This is a genomic window from Pontibacter ramchanderi, assembly GCF_002846395.1.
GTDB lineage: Bacteria > Bacteroidota > Bacteroidia > Cytophagales > Hymenobacteraceae > Pontibacter > Pontibacter ramchanderi.
The window spans coordinates 1292910-1319063 of record NZ_PJMU01000002.1 but is presented as its reverse complement, the minus strand read 5'-3'; the positions used below and the strand labels follow the sequence as shown (position 1 = coordinate 1319063).

Genomic DNA, 26154 nt, shown 5'->3' with positions numbered 1-26154 from the left:
GCCGCCCTGCCGGCTAGCCTTGTCCCTCTCCCCCGAACCGTATGTCCGGGTTGGGAGTGCAAAGGTCGCAAAAGTTTTCTTCTCCGCAAGGGGTATGTTATAACATTAGTTAGTGTTTCAAGATGGTTTCTTCTAACTACCTGAATTGCACCTTCATTATTTTTCAAATAGTTTCAAAGTTTCTATCTAATGTTACACATTGCCTTTATTGTATCGATTCTTTCTAATGCGTTATCTATTATAAACCTTATGCTACCTCCTTTTTAAACAAATAAGGTATAGCCTATCCCTAGACTATACCTTACTTTGTTGCTACTCTATTATAGTTATAGTGTCTACTATAGTTATAGTGTCTACTTAAACCGCTGCCGCTTGAGCATACTCCTGCAGGTACTTATACCTTTCAGTTAGTTCTCCTGCTTTGGCAATAGTAGCTCGCTCTAGCATACCACCCTCATCATTATTAAAGAACTGCGGGAATACATAATCTATAATGTTGCGCCCAAAATCGCGGGAGGCGTTGCGGGGCAGCTCGCATGGTAGGTTGTCTACTGCCATGACCGTGATATTTTCTTTTCTGCTATAGGCTGGCTCCGTCTTCCCTGTCTCCGGGTTGTAATCATAGGCGGGCTCAGGTATGGTAGTAGCGCGTTTGGTGGTAGGTATAGAGCCGTCCACATCGCAGGTGATGTCGGCAATGGTGTCGATCTTGAAGTCTGGCTGACGGGTATCTTCTTCTGAAAACAGCTTTGGAGCACGCGGATCCCAGTAGGCGCAGGCCATCAGGAGGTCGGTTACTTTAGTGAACTTACGGAAAGTCGATTGGTATAGCTCTGGATGTGCGTAGAAATCAGGCGAGTCCCATACCTCTACATCGGGGCGGTTGTTGTAGTCGCCCGAGTGCAGCTGGGCGTATACGGGCTCGTTGAATTGCTTGTACAGGTAATCGAATACACTCACCTTTTTGATTCCCATCTTATCGAGCACTTCCATGGCGCCGCCTGCTACTCGGCCACCACCTGTTACGGCGATCTTGATGGGTGGTAGCTTCACCTTAAAGTACTCCTCTTGCATGTCTTCCATCTCATGGCAGAGGTAGGCGGGCTTCAGGTCGAAGAGCTTCCACTTTTTGCCATAGGTCAGGATGCCGTTGTAGGCACCCACTATACCTGCATATCGGCCAAAGGCCACCACCCGCTGCCCCTGTGTATTGGTCAGGAGCTCGTAGTCTATTAAGGTTATCTTTTTGTCGAGCACGCACCGCAGGAGCTTGGCGTTATGGGGCTGCTTCTTGATGGTATGGGAAAAGAAGAAATAAGTCTTGTTCGGGATCAGCTGATCAACCGGCACTTCCTTCACACCCATCAGCACATCGCAGTCGTTCAGATCCTGCTGCAGAGCTATACCTAGTTCGGCATACTCTTCGTCGGTAAAACAGCGCACGTCGCTGGGCTGCACCACCACTTCTGCTCCCGGAAACTCCTGCATGGCTTCCACACACTTTTTAGGGGTGAGCGGTACGCGCTTGTCAACTGGTATTTTGCCCTCCTTAATAATGCCAATCTTAACTTTTTCCATAGGTGCGTGTTTGTGAATTGTTCTGCTAGTATTTGTGTTTGAAAGTCTGGGGAACGCCAGGCGCTATACCTTATATATAGGTGTGCCTTATATAATCGTGTCCAAGGCCAGTCGCCACACCCCGAACTATTTAGCTTTCATGCTTCAATATAATAAACAATTACTATTACTTTTGTAGAAATTACTGAAAGAGCGCCTTTGGCCTGTCTTCCAGAGCAATTGAAAATCCCAAATTCCCAATCAATACTTCATCGTTATGATACTTAAAACAAAACCTGCTGACACTTTTAAGGAGCGCCACAACGGCCCCGACAAAGAGCAAATGCAGGACATGCTTAAAACCATCGGGGTAGACTCGTTGGATCAACTGATTGAGGAGACCGTACCGGCCGCCATTAGATTGAAGAAGCCGCTGAACCTGCCAAAGGCACTTTCTGAGACAAACTTCCTGAAGCAATTCGGACAGATCGCCAGAAAGAACAAGGTATACAAATCGTATATCGGTCTGGGTTACAACGACACCATCATGCCTCCTGTGATCCTCCGCAACATTATGGAGAACCCGGGTTGGTATACTGCTTATACCCCTTACCAGGCTGAAATCGCGCAGGGCCGATTGGAGGCGCTGATCAACTACCAGACTATGGTGATGGACCTGACCGGTATGGAAATCGCCAACGCATCTTTGCTGGACGAGGGCACTGCCGCTGCCGAGGCCATGGGTATGTTCTTTGCCCAGCGCAAGGGCGCACGCAAGAATGCCAACCGCTTCTTCGTATCCAACCTGGTGTTGCCGCAGACAATTGACATTCTTACTTCACGTGCTATACCTATCGGCATTGAGCTGGTAATCGGTGACCACCGCGAAGTGGATCTCTCTGACGAGACTCTATTCGGAGCCTTGGTGCAGTATCCCGCCGCCGACGGTGCCATTTTCGATTATACAGACTTCATCAGCAAAGCTCACGCCCAGGACATCCTGGTAGCTGTGGCTGCTGATATTCTTTCTCTGACGCTCCTGACACCTCCGGGTGAGATGGGCGCCGACGTGGTAGTGGGTACTACCCAGCGTTTCGGTGTGCCAATGGGCTTTGGTGGTCCGCACGCCGCTTACTTTGCTACAAAAGATGCTTTCAAGCGTGTTATTCCGGGCCGTATTATCGGTATCTCGGTGGATGCCGCCGGTGACAGAGCCTACCGCATGGCCCTGCAGACGCGTGAGCAGCACATCCGTCGTGAGAAAGCAACTTCTAACATCTGTACCGCGCAGGTATTGCTGGCGGTAATCGCCGGTATGTATGCCGTGTACCATGGCCCACGTCGCCTGAAGTACATCGGTCTGAACACGCACGCATTGGCGCAGCAACTCGAGAAAGGCTTGAAAGCCCTTGACTTCGAGCAACTGAACGAAGCTTACTTCGACACGCTGAAAATTGCGGTGGAGAGTGCTGACATGAAAAATGCCATCCGCACGGAGGCAGAAGCGGCAGGTATCAACTTCCGTTATTTCGAAGAGAACTTCATCGGCATTTCCCTGCACCAGAACACCGAGCTGGAAGATGTGAAAGACATCCTGGCTGTGTTCGCGAAAGTAGCAGGTAAGTCTGCTGACGTGCTAGGTATAGACGAGCTTCCGGAAGACACGGAGATCACCTGGTCAGACAAACTGATCCGTACCAGCGAGTACCTGACGCACGAGGTGTTCAACAAGCACCACTCCGAGCACGAGATTCTGCGTTACATGAAGCACCTGGAGAACAAAGACATTTCTTTGGTTCACTCCATGATCTCCCTAGGCTCTTGTACCATGAAACTGAATGCTACGGCGGAGATGATCCCGGTAACCTGGCCAGAGATCGGACAGCTGCACCCATTCGCTCCTGCCGACCAGACACAGGGTTATGCTGAGATCTTCAAGAACCTGGAGGCCTGGCTGTGCGAGATCACCCGTTTCGACGCGATGTCGTTGCAGCCTAACTCAGGTGCACAGGGCGAGTACGCCGGTCTGATGGTGATCCGTGCCTACCACGAGTCACGTGGCGACCACCACCGTAACGTAGCGCTTATACCTTCTTCTGCACACGGTACCAACCCGGCTTCTGCGGTAATGGCCGGTATGAAAGTGGTAATCGTGAAGTGCGACGAGAAAGGCAACATTGACGTAGCCGACCTGCGCGCGAAAGCTGAGCAATATAAGAATGAGTTGTCTTGCCTGATGGTGACTTACCCGTCTACACACGGTGTGTACGAGGAGTCTATCATCGAGATCTGTCAGATCATCCACGACAACGGTGGCCGTGTATACATGGACGGTGCCAATATGAACGCCCAGGTAGGCCTTACGTCGCCAGCTCACATTGGTGCTGACGTGTGTCACCTGAACCTGCACAAGACGTTCTGTATCCCTCACGGTGGCGGTGGTCCTGGCATGGGCCCGATCGGTGTGGTGAAAGATCTGGCTCCGTTCCTGCCTGGCCACGCTGTGGTTGACTTGGGTCGCAAAGAGGCCATCAACGCTATCTCGGCTGCGCCTTGGGGTTCTGCTTCTATCCTGCCAATCTCTTATGCCTACATCGCGATGATGGGCGGCGAAGGTCTGACAGAGGCTACAAAAGTGGCGATCCTGAACGCGAACTACATCAAGGCGCGTCTAGAGAAACACTACCCAGTGCTGTATGTGGGCAAGAACGGCCGCTGCGCACACGAAATGATCCTCGATTGCCGCGAGTTCAAGAAGTATGGCGTGGAGGTAGAGGATATTGCGAAGCGCCTGATGGACTATGGTTTCCATGCGCCAACCGTATCGTTCCCAGTAGCAGGTACGCTGATGGTGGAGCCAACCGAGTCGGAGGCACAGGAAGAACTGGACAGATTCTGCGACGTGATGATCTCGATCCGTGAGGAGATCCGTGAGATCGAAGCGGGCAAGGCTGATCAGAAAAACAACGTGCTGAAGAACGCACCGCACACCATGAAAGTAGCCTTGGTAGAAAATTGGGAGCGCCCTTACTCTCGCGAGAAAGCGGTATTCCCGATGGCATACCTGCGCAACAACAAGGTATGGCCAACCGTGAGCCGCATCGACAGCGCCTACGGCGACCGTAACCTGGTATGCTCTTGCGCTCCGATCGAAGCTTATAATGAAAATGGAAATGAGATGGTAGCTATCGGCTAATCTATCCCATGCTTATACCTGAAAAGCCTGGCCTTGTGGTCAGGCTTTTTTGTTTTAGCCGCACTGGCCCCGACTGCTATATCTGTTTATACCTGGCTATACCTACTGCCTGCATCAAACCGTATACCTGTTTTAGAAACGTCCTAAACCAACAGCTCTATGCGAAACACTATACCTTACTTCAAACATTGGTTATACCTGATACCTGCTCTGTTGCTTGGGCTGAGTAGCTGCCTCCCTTCTATCGTGGCTGACAGCACTTACGACCGCAGCGTGGATTTTCAGGTATACCGCACCTTTGCCCTGCTGGAACCGGAAATGGCCAATACCTCAGCTGATCCCAATCGATATGAACCATTATTAGATAGGCGCGTGCGCGATGCCATTGCGGCTGAACTGGTGAAGAAGGGATTGATCCTCGATGCAGATAACCCGGATCTATTGGTCGCTTATGATGTATCAGTCGCACAGGAGGCTGCCACAGCTTCGCCTGAATTTGGTTATGCCTACTGGTTCGGCTATCGTTTCAATTATAATACGATTGATTTCCCGAATTTCAGGCCTGTGGCTCAATACACACCCGGCACTATGCTCATAGATTTGGTATCGGCTAGCACGAATGAACTGCTGTGGCGAGGTGTGGCAGAAGGTGAACTCAATGTGACACAGACCGATGAAAGCAGAATAAGAAGGTCTATCATTAGCATCCTCTCTCTATACCCTCCCAATCGGCCCGCCTCTGAAAGACCGACCTCACGATAACTTATAGTCGGTAAGCTAAGCTGAAGCCGCCGTAATAGTTGCGTGGTGAAGCTGGCTGAAAGTAACGACCGCCGAAAGCGTTCAGGTCGTTGCCCAGGCTATATTTCTCATCGGTCAGATTTTCGACACCGGCGAAGACATCCAACAAAAAATTTCGTCCCAGCTCCCGTCTCAACCCAAGTCGGGTTCCAGCCACCAAGTAGGCATCTGCATAAACCGTGTTTTCGTCTGTCAGTGGGATCTCGTCAACATAATTGGCTGTCAGGTGAAGGTATAGGCCGACGCGGGTAGCCAGGTCGAGGCCGGCGGTTAAGGTATGCGGGGCTACGCCGGTGAGTCTGTTGCCGCTCAGGTCGGTGTCGTCCTTCTGGTAATCGCGGAATCGGAAGTGACTGTAGGTATAGCTGCTCCATACCTTGAGCAAACTCACCGGCTGCGTAGCATCTTCGAGCAAGGTATAGCCCAGGGCGGTTTCAAGTCCACTTTGTGAAGTTGCGCCTACATTGCGGAATACGGCTATACTGGACAAATCCTGTCGGCTCGCAATTGTTTCCCGTAGTCGGAAGTGAAAAGCCACCACATCAAAGCTCAGTTTTCTGCCCAGGGTATAGCCACGTATACCTGCTTCGTAGTTAATGCCTTTCTCAGCTTCCAATTCCTGGTTCAGGGCCCCGTCCGAGGTGAGCAGTTCTTCTTCGGAAGGCGGCGAGAAACCGGCACTCACACTGCCATGTACCGATACCTGCTCGGTCAGGCGCTTGAGCAAGGCCACCCGGGGCGAAAGTACGGCGCTGAAATCGCGGGTATACTGGTAAGGGCCGCCGGCAGGGGCCTGGTGCAGGCGGGTGATCTCGTAGCGGGTATCGTTCAGACTGAGAGCGGCCGTGGCTATCCAGTTGCCGGGCAGTTCGAACTCAGCCTGAGTGAAAAGCAAACCTGTTTTGGCCAGCACTTCGTCGTCGGTGCGGAGCGAGTCAGGTATACCTCGATTGTTGTCATAAGTGCGGGCCGTTTCGAAACCGCGTTGGTACTCTCCGCCGAAGGTGACGGTGGTAGGTATAGCACCCAGATTGGTGTTGTAAACAAAGCGGCTGCGGACTCCATACTCCTGGTTGGTGTTGCGCTCGTAGTCGGTGTTGAAGGGGTGGTCTCTATACCTGAAAAGACCGTACACGGCTGTCGTGTTTTTAAAGTTCTCCGTGAAACGGTACTCCTGCGACAAGCCAAGGTTTATACCTTGCTGGTTCATCGAAGCATTTTGCGCTACGCTCCCGAACATCCCACCGCGCGCCTGCTTCGGGTTCTGCTCATACTGCTCCCGCGTTAGCCCGCCAGGCAGCTGGTAAAAGAGATCAGAGTAAATTAGATTTGCCTGTATTGTGCTGCGGTCGGATGGGTTAAAGGTAGAGGTGAGAAGGAGTGTTTCGCGGTCCATACCCGATTGCTCGCGGTAGCCGTCGAGTTGCTGGCGAGTGTACTGCAGGTATAGGCTCTGCTTCACGCCGCCCACACTGGCACTGGCCGTATAGCGCTGCAAACCGAAGGAACCAAAAGTAGTGCCTACCTGAAACGTCTTCTCTCCGGGAGCTGCTCTGCGGGGCTCGAGCAATACTGTGCCCCCTGTACCTGCGCCGTAAATACTGCCTGCCGGTCCTTTCAAAATTTCCATGCTGTTGAAATTTGCCGCATCGTACAGGTTCAGGTTTGTAATGCCATTAGACTCGGTGAGCGGCACCTCACCCAAGTATACCTTCACATTTCGGATGCCATAGGGCGAACGCAAACTGCTGCCCCTGATCGAAAGGCGGTAACTGGCCGTAGCCCGCTCTTCCATGCGTACGCCCGGCACGGTGTTCACCGCCCGCACCAGAGAACTTTCGTCGAAGCGCTGCATCACTTCCCGGTCGATGATACTCAGGGCGCCGGCGGTTTCCAGCAGAGGCCGGTTGCTTTCATAGCCCGTTACAACCACTTCTGATAAGCTTGCCGTGAGCGGCTGCAGGTGTACCTGCAGTGCTATACCTGGCCGGGTGCGCTGCAATGAAACTGTGTCGGATCTATACCCAATGTGTGAGATCAACAGAAAAGATGCCTGGTCTGCCACGGTTAGATTGAAGTGGCCGGAGGCATTGGTCAACGTTTGTTCGCCGCTACTGGCCGTGATGGTTACCCCTTCCAGCGTCTGACGGGTTTGGGCTCTCAACACCTGCCCTGAAATCTGCTGTTGGGCATGAGTCAGCAAAGGCAGTAGCATCAGGGTAGTCAGGAGACAGAGACGGAACGGGGATAGTATGAAGTTCATGGGTGCAAGTTAGCTGCTAACAAAACGGCTTTTATCTGGCAAGGTTAGCATCACGCTGAATTTGCTATACCTCACCGGTTGCAACAATCATAGCCGGTATTCGGTTAAATCAAAACACAAATCACCTCCACAAACTTAACCGAACTAAAGCTATGAAGAAAATATTGTCAACTACCGCCTCCCTAAGCCTGGCACTGGCGCTCACCAGTTCGCCGATATTTGCCCAGGAAGGAGAGAAACCAGTAAGCGCTTCCGTAGAAGGCCACATCTTTAAACCCGCCCGTGTCGATGCCACCGATGACCGGGTAAAACAGCTCAAAGTACCAGCTGGCTTCCAGATCACGAAATTCGCCGAAAACCTAAACAAGCCGCGCATGATCGCCGTGAGCAAGGAAGGTGTAATCTACGTGACCGACCGCGACAAAGGCACCGTGACCATGCTCCGTGACACGAATAAAGACGGCAAGGCCGATGAGCAGAAAGTGGTGGCCACGAAAGAGCATATGCATGGTATCGTCATAAAAGATGACAAGGTATGGCTGGCGACTATTAAAGAACTCTACACAGCTAACATCAACAAAGACGGCACTCTATCCGAACTGCAACTTTTGGCTGACGACCTGCCGGATGGCGGTCAGCACCCGAACCGTACCTTGCGCATTGGTCAGGACAACAAGCTCTACATCTCCATTGGCAGTACTTGCAACTCCTGCGACGAACCCAACAAGGAACACGCCACCATTCTGCAGGCCGACCTCGACGGCAAAAACCGCAAGGTATACGCCAAAGGCCTGCGCAACACCCTCGGTTTCGACTGGCACCCACAAACCAAAGAGATGTTCGGCATGGACCACGGCATCGACTGGCTCGGGGATGACGAGCAGCGCGAAGAACTGAACAAGATCGAGCAAGGCGCTGACTACGGTTGGCCTTACATCTACGGCGAGGGCAAGGAAAACCCCGGCGATCAGCCCAAGGACATGAGCTACGAAGCATACAAGAAGAAAACCAGGTACCCGCTGCTCACTTATACCGCCCACGCCTCCGGCCTCGACATGATCTTCTACCGTGGTAACCAGTTTCCGAAAGAGTACAGCGGCGATGCTTTTGTGGCTTTTCACGGCTCCTGGAACCGTTCCAAACCGGCCGGCTACAAAGTGGCGCGCGTTCGCTTCGAGAATGGACAGCCGAAAGAGTTTGTGGATTTTGTGACCGGCTTTCTGGTAGACGACAACAAGGCGCAGTTTGGCCGTGTGGTTGGTTTGGCTACTCATACCGATGGCTCACTTCTGGTAACCGACGACTCGAACGGCGTGGTATACCGGGTGGCTTACACCGGAGGCAACCAACAGCGCGACACCCAGCGCAACCGTCGCTAAACTTATACCTGCTACACCATGAAAAAAGGCTCCGTAGAATCTGCGGAGCCTTTCCAAACTATGAAAGCTAATGAAACTTTGATTTCCCTATAAGGGAGTCCCTATTTGATTCGGAACTCGGTTCTTCTGTTCTGCTGGTGCATTTCCTCCGGACAAGACACGCCGTCGGTACACTTGTTCACCAGCCTTGTCTTACCATAGCCTTTGGCGGTCAGTCTGTCTTTGGCTATACCTTTCTCAATCAGGTAATCCACAGCAGCCTGGGCTCTTCGCTCCGAAAGCACCTGGTTGTACTTCAGGCTTTCGCGGCTGTCGGTATGTGAGCTCAGCTCGATCTTGATGGTCGGGTTCGCTTCCAGTACTTCGGCCAGCTTATCCAGCTCCTTGGCAGCATCCGGACGGATATCCCACTTATCCAGGTCGTAGTAGATGTTTTCGAGCACGATGGCGACGTTCTTCTCATCTCTGTCAAATACCATAGCAACCTGCACAGTATCTGCGGCTGTTTTAGGCACTTCCACCTTTACATTTTGGTTCAGGTAGCCTTGTTTGGAGCCCTGCATCACATATGAGTTCCCTTTACGGCCATCCATAAAGTACTGCCCTTTCGTGTTCGTCAAGGCTGTGCTGCTATCATTCTGGTTCTGTTGCGCGATCAGAAGCTGTACCTGTGGAAGCGGGAGCTGTACGTTTTTCTTTTGCTCGTTCTGCTTACGTTCCAACGTGGTCACGGCTATTACAACAGGTTTCTGCAACACTTTAAAGCTAAAGATATCGTCAGTGCCATTGCTGCTTTCGCGGTTAGACGACAGCAGGCCGGTTTCTTCATCTTCATTGAACATGATGCCATAATCGTTCTTCGACGAGTTGATCGGGTGGCCCATGTTGTTCACGGCCGTCCAGGCGGCGTGTTTGCCCTCTGCAGCGAAAACGTCCAACCCGCCCATGCCCATGTGTCCGTCAGACGAGAAGTACAGCTTGCCGTTCTGATCCACGTAAGGGAAGCTCTCGCGGCCCGGCGTGTTGATCAGGATACCGGCATTCACGGGCTCTCCCCAGCTTCCGTCCGGCTGGCGCAAGGTATAGTAGATGTCCGTCTCGCCTACACCGCCCGGCATATCCGACACGAAGTACATAATCTTGCCGTCAGGCGAAAGGGCCGGATGACCTACAGAGTACTCTTCTACATTATTAAAGGCAAAAGGCTTGATCTCGGACCAGGTAGTGCCACGTCTTTGCGAAGAGAAAATCTCCAGTCGGTTGATATACTCCTGCACCTGCGACTTGTCTACCCAGCTCGTAGGGTCAGCGTTGCCGGATTTGCGCTTCTGCACCAGTTGGGTACGGGTGAAGTAAAGCGTCTGCCCATCTTCCGTGGCCGATGCCGTGGCGTTGTGGTACTGGTCGTTGATCATTTCGTGCAGTGCCGTGGGTTTGCCCCAGTTGCCACTGCCGTCGCGGCTGGCCATAAAGAGCTGCAGGTATGGGCGGCCGGTCCAGCCGTAGGTGCCGGCAGTTTTTCCGTCCTGATCTACGCCACGGTCCGAGGTGAAAATGATCGCATCTTTGCCGTAGTTCATTGGGCTGAAGTCAGAGAAACCCTGGGCGTTGAGTCCGCTCAGGCGCTGTACTTCGGCCAGTGGCATTTTCTGGTTCATCCAGTTCATGGCTTTGTCGCAGGAGGCCATCAGGTGCTGGGCACGCTCCTCTACTTGCGGCACTTCCTCAGCCCATTGCATGTACTGCTGCTTGGCCTCTTCGTACTTGCCGTTGCTGCGCAGGGCTTCTGCATAGTGGTAAATGTTCTGGGGGTCGCGGCCCGGCATGGCCACCACCTGGGCATACCAGCGCTCCGCTTCCACAGTCTGGCGCGTCAGGCGGTAAGAGTCGGCAATGCGTTCAGCTGTTTTCACATCCGGCTTACGCTTCTCGGCCGCTTTTTTGTACTGCTCCAAAGCCAGCGCAAATTCAAACTTTTCGTAGTGCTTGTCTGCCTTGCGGAGCTCCTGCTGTGCCTGGGCTACAGGGGCGGCGCCCAGCAACAGGGCAGCGGTAAGGTATAAGGGTATATGTCTGAAATTCATATGCGGTAAGAGCTAATATTAAAAGTATTGCGGCGTCAGCATTTTCGTGTCCTGCTTCTTGAAGAAGTAGTAACCTACCGAGATCTCGTGCGAGTGGAAACCGTTCAGGTCGTTGAGCATGCGGTCGTAAGAGTAACCCAGGCGCAGGGCGTTGGTCACCTGCAGCTCCGCGATCAGGGCCATAGCCGTACGCTTTGTCACAGGGTCGGCTTCTGCGTTCTTGTTGAACAGGTTCATGCTCGTACGGTAAGAACTACCAAGCCACAGGCGGTCGCCAAGCAGCACAAAACCGTTCAGGTCCACGTTGGCAGGCGCATTGAAATCTTCTTTGATCAGCACACTTGGCTTCAGCTTCACAAAGTTGCTCACATCGAACACGTAGCCTGTGGTGAAGTAATAGTGGCGCACCGGCTCGATCTGGAAAACATCCTTGTACTGGATCAGGTCAGAGGCAGAGAGGCCGGCGTAGAAACGCGTCGTGTTGAAATAGACACCCAGTTTAACATCCGGACGGTAGAACACATCCTTTCCTGCAGGTATGCTCGGATCATCTGGTATACCTAGCTCCGAACCGTCGACCACACTCTGCACCACACCAGCTGCTATACCTAAGCTCAGCGTTCCGCGGGCGCTCACCGACACGCGGGCTGCCGCATTAGCATAAGCCGAAGTAGTGGAGTAAGCACCGATCTTGTCGCGGGTGAAGTTTAGGCCCAAGCCAAGACGCTCGTGGCTGGTCAGGCCGTCTACGCTCAGTGCCTGCGTGGTGGGCGCGCCGTCTATGCCCGTCCACTGCGAGCGGTGGAAGGCGTTGATGTTGAGCACACCTTTGGTACCGGTATAGGCCGGGTTGATGGCCATACTGTTGAAGATGTACTGCGAGTACTGCGGGTTTTGCTGGGCGTTCGCGGCAAAGGTGAAAAGCAGCGCCAGCAGGGTATAAAGTATTCTCATGGTAATAAAATTTTCAAATGAATGCACTCGCTTATCGGAAGATGGTCACGTAGCCGCTATACTCCTGGTACTTGCCATCGCATAGTTTCACCCTCACTTTGTAGAAGTAAGTACCCTGCTCCAGTCCTTTGGCAGCCCAGTCGTTCTTGTAGTTCTTCTGCTTGAACACCTCAGAACCCCAGCGGTTGAAGATCACCATCTCGTTGTCCGGGAACTTGTCCAGGTTCTTCACCAGCCACTCGTCGTTCTTGCCGTCGCCGTTCGGGCTGAAGGCTTTCGGGAAGTCCAGCTGACCGTCTGCTACTTTGGCGTCCATGTCGATGCTGTACTCTGCTGAGCCTGCGCAGCTGCCGTTGTAGGCGATCACACTCACGCGGCCGGTAGCAGTCGGGCTGTTGGCTTTTACCTTGATGGTAGCCGTGCCCTGACCAGACTCAATGGTGAAGCCTTCTGTCACGGTCCAGGTATAAGAGGTGGCTCCTTCTACCGGATCGGCAGTATAGATCAGGCCTTCGCATACGCTGCTGTTATCAGTAATGCGGGTCACAGGGGCAGGCGGCATGGTGATGTCGATGTTCAGGGTAGACCAGTCGCTGGCACCGCAAGCGTTGATGGCACGCACCCGCACCGTACCGCCTGCTTCGGCAGCATTCACTGTAATGCTGGTACCGTTGTTGGCGCCTTCAATCGTCAGGCCACCGGTCGTTTCCCACTCGTAAGAGGTCGCGCCAGGTATAGCCTCGATGCTGAAGGCGTTGCCCGTACTGTTGAGGCACACGTTCATGTTGCTCTTGATGGCGCCTGGAGTGGCCGGCTTCAGCGATGGCGAAACAGCCACTTTGGCTACCGCACCCGCGCCGCAGTTTTTCACGGTGTTGGTAGCGTATACCTCAATATCGCCGCTTGTCTCACCTACTGTTACCGTGATGCTAGTACCTGTTAGTTTGTCGGCGCTCCAGCCCTGCGGCACTGCCCAGGTATAGGTATGGCCTGCTTCCGGCGACTCGATGCTGAAGGTAAGCGTTGCCCCGATACAACCTGTCGTAGCGGTGCTGGAAATAGATGGCGCCTTTGGTTTCAGGGTCACTTTCGCTTCTCTGCTGAAGGCGGCACTTGCATTACAGTCATTTCCGGCTTTCACACCAATCTGACCTCCTGTTTTGCCCACTTTCACTTTTACGATTCTACCGTTTTCTTCTTCGCTCACCACGGTCCAATCTGCTGCCGGGAAGGTCCAGGTATAGCGGGTGGCACCCGTTACTACTGGTGTACTATAAGTTATCTCCTCACCTTCGCACAGATCCAAGTTGCCTACGATAGCAGTAGGTATAGCCGGTGTTGGCGTCACGATTAGCAGTTTCTCGGTGGTGGTGCTAAAGCCGCAGGCGTTGGTCACGGTCAGGTATACCTTGCCGCCCAGCAGACTCTGGCCTTTCGGACGAACACTCACGCTGGTGCCGGCATCGTTTGTGCCTTCTACAAACTCGAGGTTGCTGTCCAGTGTCCACTTATAAGTCAGTCCGTCTACAGCCGTTGCGCTCAGCACGATGCCGGTGGTGCTGTTGAAGCACATGGTCACGTCTCCCGTAATCGCTACTCCTGCTGGTTCACCAATTACGCTCACCGTGGTTTCGGCCGACTTATTCACGTCCTTGCACTGGGTGTTCACCGTTACTTTTATCGTCTGGGCATTCAAGGCAGTGCCTGCAGTCACCGTAATCGTGCTGCCATCAGCTGATTTGCTTACCGTTTTCCAGCCTGCCGGCAAGGTCCAGGTATAGGTGCCACCGATCACATCTGAAGTTGCCTTGAACGTTAGCTCACCGCCACGGCACACCGAAGTTGGCGCATCAACAAACGACAGCTGAATGTTCGGGCTACATTTCACTTCCGGAATCACCACTTCGTCTTCGTCGTTGTCCGGATCAGAGTCACCCGGATTATTTGGATCGGTTGGGTCAGTCGGGTCAGTAGGATCGGTTGGATCTGTCGGGTTTACAGGATCTTTGCCGATGATGCGTGCAATGTTACGCACCTGGCCAGCCTTCATCAATTGCGCATTAATCACCAGCTCGGCTGTTGCTTTTGCCTCCAGCGAAGGAATCTTGAAAGCGCCGGTGGCCGGATCGTAGGATGCGCCATTGCTCACCGTAAAGTCTACCAGGCGAAGGCCTTCTGGCAGTTTCTCGCCTACCACAATATTTTTCTCTACTTTGGCGCCGTTGTTCGTTACCACAATGCGGTACTGCACCATCTCACCCACCATGTACTCTGCCTTAGCGTCTACCAGCGTTTTGGTCACGCCCAGGTCAGGCAGAATGATCTCTACCTCGTCTTCATCGTTGTCCGGGTCCTTGTCGTTGTCCGGCGTACGGTCGGTGATGGTGGCCACGTTACGAATGGCTCCTGTACCCACGATCTTAGCATAGACAATCAGTGTGGCGGAAGCTTTGCCGGCCAGCGTCGGGATGTTGTAGATACCTGTAGCCGCATCGTATGTCGTGCCGTTGGTTGCCGTGTACCTTACAAATGACAGCTCTTTCGGCAACTGCTCCCGCACGTTAATATTGGTCTGAGGCGTAGAGGCGTTGTTCGTTACCTTGATCTCGAAAGCCAGCACATCGTTTACCATGTACTTTTCCTTCGGATCAATCAGTTTTTTCGTTATACCCAGGTCAGGCAACACGATCTCTACTTCATCTTCATCGTCATCCGGATCTTTGTCATCCGGGCGGTCGATGATGGTAGCCACGTTGCGGATGTTGCCGGTGCTGACGATTTCGGCATAGACAATCAGCGTGGCAGACGAATTGCCAGCCAGTGTCGGGATGTTATAGATGCCTGTGGCAGGTGTGTAGGTAGTGCCTGTAGTTGCTTCGTGACGCACATACTTGAGACCGCTTGCCAGCTGCTCTCTTACGTTTATGTTCGTTTCTTCCTTTGTAGATGTGTTCGTAATCTTGATCTCGTAGGCCACCACATCGCCCAGATTATAGCTCGATTTCGGATCTACGATGCGCTTGGTAAGGCCCAGGTTCGGCAACACGATCTCTTCGTCATCCTTATCGTCATTCGGATTCGGGTCCGGGTCATCACCGATAATAATTACCTCGTTCTTGATATTGCCGGTTCCAGTCACTTCAAACACCAGGCGAATGTTTTGGCTCTCGAACACGTCCATGTCGCCAATCACCCACTCGTTTCTCTCTATGTTATACGTTCCTCTTGTGGCTGGCTTTACCTCGATTAGTCTCAGGCCGGATGGTATCTGCTCTTTTACGACCACGTTGCGCGCAATGCCCGGGCCGTTGTTTCTGGCCGTAATGGTATAGGTTACCCGCGACCCTAGCGCCACATCCTTGTTGTCAACGTTCTTCACTACCGTTAAGTCGGCATTGGTCACGTTCTGCAACACCGTTGGGTTGTTGTCGAAGTAAATAGTGCCTCCAATGGAAATGGCCCGGCCATACAGCGACACGCCTTTCCCAAAAGTAATGTCGCCTGTTGCAATGATGTTACCGTACAGGCTACTCGGGGCCTGAATCTCCACATCGCCGTCTACAACCCAGTAAATATTCTTTGTCTCAACGCCTACCCCAGAAAGGCTTAGTGCGCCCGGGTTTACTTTCAGGTCGCCGTTGATCTTAAACACGAAAATGGGAGAGCTGCTGCCTTGCGTCACCAACAGTGAAATACCGCTGATCGTGGCGTTGCCCGAAATACTGTAAACACCGGGGTAAATTTCACGGCCATTACCCAGGTTGGGGTTCAGGTTTTCAGTCTCCTGCATGGCCATGAATTCCTGGTACAACCTGTTGGCGTCAGCCATCGCCTCTGCTGCCAGCGCTGTTCCTTTTTCTTTCTTACCTGTTACTTCCAGGTACTCTTCTCCAATAATGACCTTGCCAGGGCTAATGCCAATGTCTCCGCGAATCCAGGTTGTTCCCGGGCCGTTCACAACAATCTGTTCATTTGCCAATGCAATGAATCTGTTTACGCGGCCTAGGTTGATTTCCGTTTGCCCAAAGCTAAGGGTGGGGATGGCAGACAGAAAAAGGGTGAGAAGCAGTAAAATTCTACTCATAGGAAATATGTAAAAAAGCGTAATGGATCAGGCATAAATATAAATGTATTTTCATAAACTTTTACTATATCCTGATACTTATATATTTAAGATAGGTTTAATACAATATAAAAAATACAATATATGTTTCCATATCAAATGTTATAACAGCAATCTTGTATTACTATTCTAACATGTTACAGTTAAAATTTTTTTTCAACAGTCTGGATTTCTAGTGCAAGAATCTGAATATGTAGATATAGTTTTGAAGCATTGTCTAAATATTCGCATATACTAATCTAATTCGGCTTTTGTTGCCTGCAAAGGCTCATTTTGTATACCTTTTGTTACTAGAGCGGGCAAAGGAACTGAAAAAATCTTAAACAAAGTAGGGAAATTTAGGGAAGGGAATGAGTACAATAAAAAAGTGCCCCGCCGGTATTTAGGTATCGACAGGGCACCTCAAATAAGAAAATAAAATTTTCTAAAAATTCTTTAAAAGGTTATACACGGTATAAACCTACACATGTACGTGGCGCTCAGCATGATAAGATGAGCGCACCAGCGGACCAGACTCCACATACTTGATTCCGCGCTTCAGGCCTTCCTCACGATAGTGCTCAAACAAGTCAGGGTGAATAAACTCCGCTACCTCAATATGCAGCTTGGTTGGCTGCAGGTACTGGCCCAGCGTTAAGATGTCGCAACCGTTGGCCGCCAGATCGTCCATGGCCTGGTATACCTGCTCGCGCGTTTCGCCTAAGCCTAGCATAATGCCCGTTTTGGTGCGCTTGCCATACTCTTTGGTGCGGCGGATCTGCTCCAAGCTGCGGTCGTACTTGGCCTGCGGCCTTACACGGCGGTACAGTTCCTTCACTGTTTCCATGTTGTGTGATACCACTTCCTGGCCTGGCGAGATCATGGTGATCAGCGCGTCCCAGCTGGCCTTCACATCAGGTATAAGGGTTTCGATTGTAGTGGCAGGAGAAAGCTCTTTTACCAGGCGCACGGTCTCGTGCCAGATGGCAGCACCGCGATCCTTCAGCTCGTCGCGGTTAACGGAGGTTATTACGGCGTGCTTCACACCCATCAGCTGAATCGCTTCAGCGACACGGCGCGGCTCGTCTACATCGTATTCGTTGGGGCGGCCCGTAGCCACGGCGCAGAAGGAGCAGCTGCGTGTGCACACATTGCCCAGAATCATGAAAGTGGCTGTACCGGCACCCCAGCACTCGCCCATGTTCGGGCAGTTACCGCTCTCACAGATGGTATGCAGTTTATATTCGTCTACGATGTTTCTTACCTTCGCATACTCTTTCCCTACCGGCAGCTTTACACGCAGCCAGTTTGGCTTGCGGGGCTGGCCCAAAGCATTGAGCCCCTCGGGCTTAGCATTGGGTTGTATCACCGGAAGTGTCATCATTTCATCCATGCTGCAAAGATAGGTATAATGCGTTAAGACTTCAGCAAATGCACCAGGAAATTAAGGCAATGGCCCTTCTACCTGGCACGCTTCCTCGTCAACAAAAGCTGGCATGGAATTGTTCTTGGCGGCGCTTATTTGCGGCGACCGTAGTAGATGTTCAGGTATACGGAGGTGAAGGTGCTGTAATTCTCGGTCTGGGGGATCATGACCATGTCTTTGAAGTATTTCTCCACCATAAAGCCCAGCTCTATACCTGTGATGCTTTCGCGGTAGCGGCCGTACTCGAAGCTCAGACCTGCCTTTGCGTGCACGCCCAAGTTAAAGTTTGTTTCACCGAGGCCGGTGAGCACGTTGGCGTTCCCTAGGGTGTTCTCAAAACTCAGGTGTTTGTTAGGGTCGTAGGCCTCCGTGCGAACATCGTTGCCCAGGCCGCTACCATAGTCGTATCGGATATAGTAAGGTATAAGCAGGCCCAGCGACGGACCGGCCGCTCCCAGGGCGTTTACCTGCACCCCACTTTCGGCCGCCTTGCGGAACAGCACATGCTCCAGCCCATAATGCGGGCGCACGGCAAAAAAGTGGTTCTGCTTGCCCGCGATGAAGTGGTCGCCTGAACCCGGGTTGTAGAGCCTGTTCTCTTTCGGATGTTTGATCTCTACGATCTCCAGGCCGCCAAAGCGGTAAAGCCGCTCTTTCATGAACCAGGAACTGCGCACAAACGCACCGCCCAGCAAACCGCCGTTCGAGTTCAGGTTGATGCCGTAGCTTAGCTCATTGCTGAAGTCATCGTCAGACTGCGCTGTGGCTGGCAACACCAGCAGCAGCGTCATCGCAATTGTGAGTACCAGGTTTCTTGCCACCTTTATACAGTTTGGGTTAGGTATGCTCTATCAAAAAGCCCGCTCCGGAGCAGGCAGGGATGCTGGTAAGGGGTACTGCAGAAATTAAGCGGCCGGTATAGGCGCGGCGTATTAAACTGCTATATTCTTTTTCATAGAATCGATGCTGATACCCAAATGCGAGGCGTCATAGGTGCACATACCATCCTGTATCAGCAGCAGCTGGGGCGACTGGTGCTGCACTTGAAACACTTCCGCTATTTCGTTTGAAACGGGGCGGTAGCGCAACAGGTCAAGATAGTAAGGTTTAATATGATCCACACTGGCACCATCCCATTGGCGCTCCAGCCTGCTTTTGGCAGTAGAGCTGATAGAACAGGCCGTACTATGCTTAAATATCACCACCGGGGTGTGTTTCGATTCTTCAATAAGGGTATTTATTTGCTCTGCGCTTGTAAGCGGATGCCAGTTCATAATTTTCTGGTTAGGTTTACTTTTCCTTCTTCCGGAAAAGCCTGAATTTCTTTTTTTCACGGTCAGCCGGGCCGGTCTGCACGGCGTCTTTGGCGCTCATATGCTTTGGATTGAACAGGCCCAGCACCCGACGCTGCTCCACCTTGCCGGACTCGCCTTTCTTTAAGGTATAGGCGTCCATGTTCAGGTGAGTTTCTTTGTAAGTAGTTGCCTCCACCTGATCTGCCTCCCGAAGAGCCTTGCGCATCAGCCGCCCGTGCTTGTCTGTCATGGTATAGGTGATCTGACCAAATGCAGGCCAGGCCGCCAGCAGCAGCATACCTGTCATCAACGCCAAACGTTTCGTTTGTTTATCAAATCCCAGCTTCTTCATAACAGCTTTCCGTCTACAGTTGTTATACTGAATTCAGGAATAGGGGTTGCTCCCCTAAAAAATTCCCATTCGCTTCTTTTTCACACGTCCGTTCTTGTCCATGCTTACCTTCACCGACTCCAGCCCGGTGGCGTTCTTGCCCGACACCTTGGCCGTTTTGCCCGGCTTCGGGCAGGGAATGATCCCTTTGCGCTGGCATCCTGACCCAAACAACAGGGCCAGGCACAGCAGGCCTACTATCCAATAGCTACTTTTCTGCATCACAGGCAATATACGTGTATTTGCTTTATTTTCCTTAAAAGGCCATAATGCTCTCCACCTTCTCGCGCAGGCGCTGCTTCGGCAGGAACTCCTGCTCCAGCGGTGGTGCAAATGGCACGGCGGTGTCCAGACTGGCAACCCGTGTTACCGGTCCGTCGAGTAGCTCAAAGCAGTGCTCCCCGATCCAGGCTGCTATCTCTCCGCCTATACCTCCAGTCATGGTGTCCTCGTGCAGCACAATGACACGGCCTGTGCGGGCTACGGTATCGCGCACGGCTTCTTTGTCCCAAGGTATAAGCGAGCGCAGGTCCAGTATGTCGAAGCTGATGTCGGTCATCTCTTGTTGTAGTTGCTTGGCCCAGTGTACGCCCATGCCGTAGGTGATGATCGAAATATCCGATCCTTCAGCCACCAACCTGGCCTTGCCGATCTCCACGGTATAGTAATCGTCCGGAATCTCCTGCGAGATGGAACGGTAGAGCAGCTTGTGCTCAAAGTACATCACCGGGTTCGGATCCTCAATGGCCGCGTTCAGCAAGCCTTTCGCGTCGTAGGGCGACGACGGGTATACGATCTTCAGGCCCGGGGTATGGAAGAACCAGGCCTCGTTGCTCTGCGAGTGGAACGGACCCGCTGCTGTACCGGCACCTGTTGGCATGCGCACCACCACATCGGCATTCTGGCCCCAGCGGTAGTGGCTCTTAGCCAGGTTATTCACGATCTGGCTGAAGCCGGCACTCACGAAATCTGCAAACTGCATCTCCACCATGCTCTTCTTGCCTTTCACGGACATCCCCAGACCTATACCTAGTATAGCAGACTCGCAAAGCGGGGTATTGCGTACACGGTCCTTGCCAAACTTGTCTACAAAGCCCTCTGTTATTTTGAACACACCGCCGTACTCGGCAATGTCCTGGCCCATGAGCACCAGTTCCGGGTAGCGCTCCATGCTCTGGCGAAGTCCGTCGGAAATAGCATCTACAAAGCGGCGTTCAGTTTTGGCATCCGTCGCGGGTTTGATCACCTCCTGCTGGAACGGGGCGTACATGTCCTCCAGTTCCTCCTCGCGATCGGCCACTGGCATTGGCGTGGCAAAGGCTGTTTGCAGTCCTTCTTCGATCTCGGCTTTGATCTCCTCGCGTATACCTTCCATCGCCTTCTGGGTCAGGATCAGCTCCTCGAGCAGGTAGCGCTCAAAGTTCTCTACCGGATCTTTCTTCGACCACTTCTCGAACAGCTCCTGTGGCACATACTTGGTACCGCTGGCCTCTTCGTGTCCGCGCATCCGGAAGGTGATGGCCTCGATCAGCATCGGACGCGGGTTCTTGCGCATGCTGTAGGCAGCCTGGCGCACGGTGTCGTATACCTCCACAATGTTGTTGCCGTCGATCTGGAGGGCGTCAATCCCGTAGGCCGGGCCTTTGTCGATGAAGTGCTTGAACTTGAATTGCTCGTTGCTTGGTGTGGAGAGTCCATAGCCGTTGTTCTCGATCATGAAGATCACCGGCAGGTTCCAGACAGCCGCCACGTTGAGTGCCTCGTGGAAGTCGCCCTCGGAGGCACCGCCGTCTCCGCTGAACACAAGCGCCACTTTTTCTCTGTTATCCAGTAGGTCAGCCAGGGCTATACCGTCGGCCACCGCCAGTTGCGGACCCAGGTGCGAGATCATGCCCACGATGTGGTGCTCGTTGGAGCCGAAGTGGAAAGAGCGGTCGCGGCCTTTCGTGAAGCCGGTCTTCTTGCCCTGAAACTGCGCAAAAAGTCTGTCCAGGGGCACCTCGCGGCTCGTGAACACGCCCAGGTTGCGGTGCAGCGGCAGAATATACTCGTCCGATTCCAGCGCCATGGCCGAGCCTACTGAGATAGCCTCCTGGCCTATACCTGAGAACCACTTGCTCACCTTGCCCTGGCGCAACAGCACCAGCATGCGCTCCTCGATCATGCGGGGTTTCAGGATACCTTTATATAAAGCGATCAGTTCGTCGTCAGAATATTCTTTGCGGTTATAATTCATCTTATTGACAGGGAAATTCGTTGTGGTATGGCAGCATAACGTTTGCTTTGGCCGCCGATTATGGTGCTAATTTATAAATTTGTTCGGTACTTCGTGCCTTACCGGCCCCGGCCTACGCAACAAGCGGCGTCCGGAAGCCCGTAAAGAAAGCAAAAGCTACAGAAAACCTGTCAGGCCTGCAAGTGTTTGCGGGTTTTGATTGAACAGGGCACAAGGTATACCTGTTAAAAAAGAAAAGACAGGAAAGAAATCAGGCAAAGGTAACATGGGTTGCCGCCCTTTAAAGAGAAGAAGATTATGATACAGTTCGAGGAATTTACGCTGGATAATGGCCTGCGCGTGATCGTGCACGAAGACTATACCTCTCCCATGGCCGTGCTGAACGTGCTGTACGATGTGGGCTCCCGCGACGAGGTAGAGCAGCACACCGGTTTTGCGCACCTGTTTGAGCACCTGATGTTCAGCGGATCTAAGCACATTCCGGTATACGACGAGCCCCTGCAGCGCGTGGGCGGCGAAAACAACGCCTTCACCAGCCCCGACATCACGAACTATTACCTGTCGCTGCCGGCCCAGAACATCGAGACGGGTTTCTGGCTCGAGTCGGACCGCATGCTGGACCTGGCTTTCAGTGAGCACGGGCTGGAGGTGCAGCGCAAGGTGGTGGTAGAGGAGTTCAAGCAGAACTACCTGAACCAGCCCTACGGCGACGTGTGGCTGAAGCTGCGCCCGCTTGCCTATGAGCAGCACCCTTACAAATGGGCCACCATCGGCAAAGAGATCGCGCACATCGAAGACGCGACCATGGACATCGTGAAAGCGTTCCACAGGAAACATTACTCGCCAAGCAACGCCATTCTGGTGGTAGCCGGCAATGTGACTTTTGAAAAAGCGAAGGAGCTGACTGAAAAATGGTTTGGCCCTATACCTGCAGGCGAGAAATATACACGCGCTATACCTAACGAGCCAAAGCAGCAGGCACCGCGCGTGCTTGAAACCAGCGCCGACGTGCCGTTGAGCGCCATCTACAAGGCCTATCACATGCCGCACCGCAATCACGAAGACTATTATGCCGTCGACCTGATCAGCGACATCCTGGGCCGTGGTAAGTCCTCGCGCCTGTACGAGCAATTGGTAAAGGAGCAGAAACTGTTTAACTCCATCTCCGCTTCCGTGACCGGCTCCATCGAACCGGGTCTGCTGATCATCCAGGGCAAACTGAACGAGGGCGTGGACCTGCAGGAAGCCAACGCCGCCATCGAGGCTATCAATAAAGAGTTGATGGAAAACCTGGTAGACGAAGAAGAGCTAAACAAAGTGAAGAACCAGGCCGAGACCTCGCTGGTGTTCTCCGAGATCGAGCTGCTGAACCGCGCCATGAACCTGGCCTACGGCAAACTACTCGGTGACGCCAACTTTGTGAACACCGAAGGCGAGAAAATTCAGGCCATTACGCCACAGGATATCCTACGTTGCGCCAAGCAGGTGCTTGACCCGAACAATTGTTCTACGCTGCTTTACAAAGCTGAAAAGAAAGAGCAACAGGCAGAGCAGGAGGTGTAGGCCAGGCATAAACCCATCTTAGAAAATTGCAAACGCGACGACCCGATAAATGGTCGTCGCGTTTTTTTATTGCCTTTGATGCGTAGAAATCACAATTCTTCAGATTTCCTTCAGGATCGTGCTGTATCTAGCGATAAGTAATCATTTAGAACATAGAATTTATTACCATGAAATCAACCGCATTAGCATTTCTATTACTGGCTGGCACTTTAGTATCGTGTGACGATAAGGATGATGATATCAAGATTGAGGATGTGCCTGCTACTGTGCGTGAAGCCCTATCGAGTGCCTTCCCGAACGCCACAGATGTAGACTGGGAGAAAAAAGGGGAGGATTATGAAGCCGACTTTGATATAAACAGAGTAGACTACAGCACGCTGTTCAATGCGTCGGGTTCATTGATGAAGCATAAATACGACATTGCTGAGACTGAACTTCCGGAGCCAATCCGAGCCAATATCACCCAGAATTACGCCGAGTATAAGATTGATGACCCTGAGGTGCTGGTGCAGGATGGCGACACCCTCTACCAGGTGGAGCTCGACCATACAACCAGCACAGACGAAAAACTGGTTTTTTCTACCGATGGCCAAAAACTAACACACGCCTACTGGGACTAATACCTGTAGCAAACACTTTCACAAGAAGCCCGGAACAACACGTCCCGGGCTTTTTCATTATTTCCGGAAACTGAAGAGCTATCCGCCTTCATGCATTGCTTCTCCTCAGCGCCACTTACACCTGCCTAGTGATCTCAGCAGCAATCGAATACAGAAATCGAGGCTTTCTACAAATTGTCTTCAGATTTAATTTGTAATCTTAGACCTTATTCACCTAATTGTGTGCTATTAACCCTTTTATGAAGCAGCAACTTACCGCCACCCTTCTGTTTTCAGTCATCCTGTTTTCCTGCGATGACGACGTTATGCCAGAGAAAGTACCGTTGCAGGTGCGCCAGAACTTACTCAAAACGTTTCCGATGGCCTACTATATCGAATGGGAAAAAAGCGGAAAGGATTTCGAAGCCGACTTCACGGTACACGCCGCCGAACACAGCGCCCTCTTCCGGCAGTCAGGGCAACTGATGCAGTACAAGCAGGCTATACCTGCCACCGCGTTGCCCGAGGCTGTATCCAGTGCCATTGCTGCCAAACACCCAGGGTATATGATTACGGAGGTCGATGCGGTTGTGAAAGGCGATGTTACCTGTTACCAGGTGGTATTGAGAAGCAACACGGCAGAGCTTGAGGCGGTTTTTTCAGCCGACGGTCAGACACTCCGGCAACCGTATTGGGATTAGCAGAAGCTGACCTACTGCTCAGCAAGACGCATGACGGGGCAGGCGCAACTTTTTGGGCACAACATTTGTATATACAAACAAGAATTATACCTTTGCACCTACATTCAGCCTATGCGGATAGAAGACGAAATACAGCAGAAAGACTTTAAAGATGACCATCGCCGCATGGTGGTAAATCTGTTGTTCACGAACAATTGGCTGAACCAGCAGTTTATACCTTTCTTTAAGCAGTTTGGGCTTACGCTGCAGCAGCACAATGTGCTGAGCATTGTGCGTGGCCAGCACCCCAAGCCGGTTTGCTTTGGCGAGGTGCAGGAGCGCATGGTGGACCGCAACTCCAATGTAACCCGCCTCGTGGACAAGCTGATTGAGAAAGGCTATGTGACCCGCGACATCTGCCAGGCGAACCGCCGCATGATCGAGGTACGGCTTACAGCCAAAGGCACAGAACTGCTGCAACAGATCGACGAGCAAATGCCTGCTTTCTTTGAGCGCTTCCACAATCTGACGCAGGATGAGGCCGTTCTGGTAAGCAAGCTGCTCGACAAGCTCAGAGGCTGAGCTATTTTTTTAATCGAATATTTGTATGCACAAATAATGTACAAACCAAGATAAGTATGAAGCAAATCAAGATAAAAGGAGCTACGATACCGGCCTTGGGCCTGGGTACTTTTCAGCTGGAGAATGAGCTTGCACGCCAGATAACGGCAGCGGCCATTTCAACAGGCTACCGCCACATTGACACGGCACAGGTATACCAGAACGAAGACGGCGTAGGCTCTGCCATTAAGAACGCAGGTATAGCCCGCGATGAAATTTTCCTGACGACCAAGGTTTTTAGAGAGAGCCTGGCTAAAAAGGACTTTCTGCCATCAGTGGAGGAAAGCCTGCGCAAGCTCAAGACCGACTACGTGGACCTGTTGCTCATTCACTGGCCAAACCGCAACGTGGCCGTGAACGAGTACATGGACCAGCTGATGGAAGCGCAGCGCAAGGGCTATACCAAGTATATCGGTGTGAGCAACCACCCGACCGCCCTGCTCGACCAGGTACTGGCCACCGGTGCCGACATTATCACTAACCAGGTAGAATATCATCCGCTTATCGACCAGACCAAGCTCTATACCTATCTGCGTGAACATGGCATCTCGCTGACGGCTTATAGCCCCATTGCACAAGGCAAAGTGCTGGGTAACCCTACGCTAAAGAGCATCGGCGAGCAGTATAGCAAAAGCGAAGTGCAGGTATCGCTGCGCTGGCTCCTGCAGCAGGACGGCGTGATGGCTATACCTAGAACCTCGAAGGCGGAGCGGCTTAAGGATAACCTGAACATTTTCGACTTTGAGCTGTCTGCAGAAGACATGGCCCGGATCGATGCGCTGAAAAAGGACAACCAAAGGGTAGTTAACCCACCTTTCGCGCCAGACTGGGACTAGGGAGTTTGAGAGTTTAGGAATTTCAAAACCTTAACTTCCAAGCGTTCCCGCTGAAAAGCATTGGGTACGAGGTCATAATTTAAAGGGATAGGTCACGACCTGCCAGAATCGTGCACGGAAGATAAACGAGTGACGATCATTTATAATCATGCACGAAAAAAAACAATTTAA

General features: G+C 52.4%; 19 protein-coding genes. 8 read left to right on the top strand and 11 right to left on the bottom strand.

Annotation, left to right across the window (positions count from 1 at the left end):
• Positions 1–357: 357 nt before the first annotated feature.
• On the bottom strand, positions 358–1578 hold the full coding sequence (locus tag BD749_RS12730; RefSeq protein WP_101444683.1) for an NAD(P)-dependent oxidoreductase: 1221 nt from the start codon (positions 1576–1578) through the stop codon (positions 358–360).
• 256 nt (positions 1579–1834) lie between these two features.
• Here BD749_RS12730 and gcvP point away from each other — a divergent pair, with 256 nt between their 5' ends.
• Together gcvP and BD749_RS12720 are read left to right on the top strand one after the other, a co-directional pair.
• Positions 1835–4753: an aminomethyl-transferring glycine dehydrogenase gene (gene gcvP, locus BD749_RS12725; RefSeq protein WP_101444682.1), complete on the top strand. Its 2919-nt coding sequence runs from the start codon at positions 1835–1837 to the stop codon at positions 4751–4753.
• A 159-nt stretch (positions 4754–4912) separates the two neighbouring features.
• Complete coding sequence (locus BD749_RS12720; RefSeq protein ID WP_101444681.1) at positions 4913–5515, top strand: DUF4136 domain-containing protein; 603 nt, start codon at positions 4913–4915, stop codon at positions 5513–5515.
• Between the two features lies 1 nt (position 5516).
• On the opposite strand, the gene BD749_RS12715 is transcribed toward BD749_RS12720, so the two are convergent.
• Positions 5517–7817, bottom strand: a complete 2301-nt coding sequence (locus BD749_RS12715) for a TonB-dependent receptor domain-containing protein (RefSeq protein ID WP_245869120.1) — start codon at positions 7815–7817, stop codon at positions 5517–5519.
• Between the two features lie 152 nt (positions 7818–7969).
• Here BD749_RS12715 and BD749_RS12710 point away from each other — a divergent pair, with 152 nt between their 5' ends.
• A complete protein-coding gene (locus BD749_RS12710; protein WP_101444680.1) occupies positions 7970–9196 on the top strand; it encodes a PQQ-dependent sugar dehydrogenase in 1227 nt (408 codons plus the stop codon).
• A gap of 101 nt (positions 9197–9297) precedes the next feature.
• Here BD749_RS12710 and BD749_RS12705 read toward each other — a convergent pair whose 3' ends face one another.
• From BD749_RS12705 to BD749_RS12665, 9 genes are all read right to left on the bottom strand, one after another.
• A complete protein-coding gene (locus BD749_RS12705) occupies positions 9298–11280 on the bottom strand; it encodes an OmpA family protein (RefSeq protein ID WP_101444679.1) in 1983 nt (660 codons plus the stop codon).
• A gap of 18 nt (positions 11281–11298) precedes the next feature.
• Positions 11299–12234 carry a PorP/SprF family type IX secretion system membrane protein gene (locus tag BD749_RS12700; RefSeq protein WP_101444678.1) on the bottom strand — a complete coding sequence of 312 codons (936 nt, stop codon included), beginning with the start codon at positions 12232–12234 and terminating at the stop codon, positions 11299–11301.
• Positions 12235–12265: 31 nt separating this feature from the next.
• Positions 12266–16318, bottom strand: a complete 4053-nt coding sequence (locus tag BD749_RS12695) for an ice-binding family protein (protein ID WP_101444677.1) — start codon at positions 16316–16318, stop codon at positions 12266–12268.
• 499 nt (positions 16319–16817) lie between these two features.
• Positions 16818–17720: a lipoyl synthase gene (gene lipA / locus BD749_RS12690; protein WP_245869138.1), complete on the bottom strand. Its 903-nt coding sequence runs from the start codon at positions 17718–17720 to the stop codon at positions 16818–16820.
• A 134-nt stretch (positions 17721–17854) separates the two neighbouring features.
• A complete protein-coding gene (locus BD749_RS12685; RefSeq protein WP_245869117.1) occupies positions 17855–18583 on the bottom strand; it encodes a hypothetical protein in 729 nt (242 codons plus the stop codon).
• Positions 18584–18694: 111 nt separating this feature from the next.
• On the bottom strand, positions 18695–19036 hold the full coding sequence (gene ytxJ, locus BD749_RS12680; protein WP_101444675.1) for a bacillithiol system redox-active protein YtxJ: 342 nt from the start codon (positions 19034–19036) through the stop codon (positions 18695–18697).
• 16 nt (positions 19037–19052) lie between these two features.
• Entirely contained in the window at positions 19053–19409 is a 357-nt protein-coding gene (locus BD749_RS12675; protein WP_101444674.1) for a hypothetical protein, read from the bottom strand.
• A gap of 54 nt (positions 19410–19463) precedes the next feature.
• A complete protein-coding gene (locus BD749_RS12670; RefSeq protein ID WP_101444673.1) occupies positions 19464–19670 on the bottom strand; it encodes a hypothetical protein in 207 nt (68 codons plus the stop codon).
• 34 nt (positions 19671–19704) lie between these two features.
• Positions 19705–21684, bottom strand: a complete 1980-nt coding sequence (locus BD749_RS12665; RefSeq protein ID WP_101444672.1) for an alpha-ketoacid dehydrogenase subunit alpha/beta — start codon at positions 21682–21684, stop codon at positions 19705–19707.
• A 297-nt stretch (positions 21685–21981) separates the two neighbouring features.
• Here BD749_RS12665 and BD749_RS12660 point away from each other — a divergent pair, with 297 nt between their 5' ends.
• The 5 genes from BD749_RS12660 (at position 21982) to BD749_RS12640 (ending at position 25983) form a co-directional block, all read left to right on the top strand.
• A complete protein-coding gene (locus BD749_RS12660; RefSeq protein WP_101444671.1) occupies positions 21982–23247 on the top strand; it encodes a M16 family metallopeptidase in 1266 nt (421 codons plus the stop codon).
• 167 nt (positions 23248–23414) lie between these two features.
• Positions 23415–23867: a PepSY-like domain-containing protein gene (locus BD749_RS12655; RefSeq protein WP_245869115.1), complete on the top strand. Its 453-nt coding sequence runs from the start codon at positions 23415–23417 to the stop codon at positions 23865–23867.
• Positions 23868–24106: 239 nt separating this feature from the next.
• A complete protein-coding gene (locus BD749_RS12650; RefSeq protein ID WP_101444670.1) occupies positions 24107–24547 on the top strand; it encodes a hypothetical protein in 441 nt (146 codons plus the stop codon).
• Between the two features lie 111 nt (positions 24548–24658).
• Positions 24659–25108, top strand: a complete 450-nt coding sequence (locus BD749_RS12645; RefSeq protein WP_101444669.1) for a MarR family winged helix-turn-helix transcriptional regulator — start codon at positions 24659–24661, stop codon at positions 25106–25108.
• A gap of 56 nt (positions 25109–25164) precedes the next feature.
• Positions 25165–25983, top strand: coding sequence for an aldo/keto reductase (locus tag BD749_RS12640; RefSeq protein ID WP_101444668.1), 819 nt, complete (start codon positions 25165–25167; stop codon positions 25981–25983).
• The last annotated feature ends 171 nt before the right edge of the window (positions 25984–26154 follow it).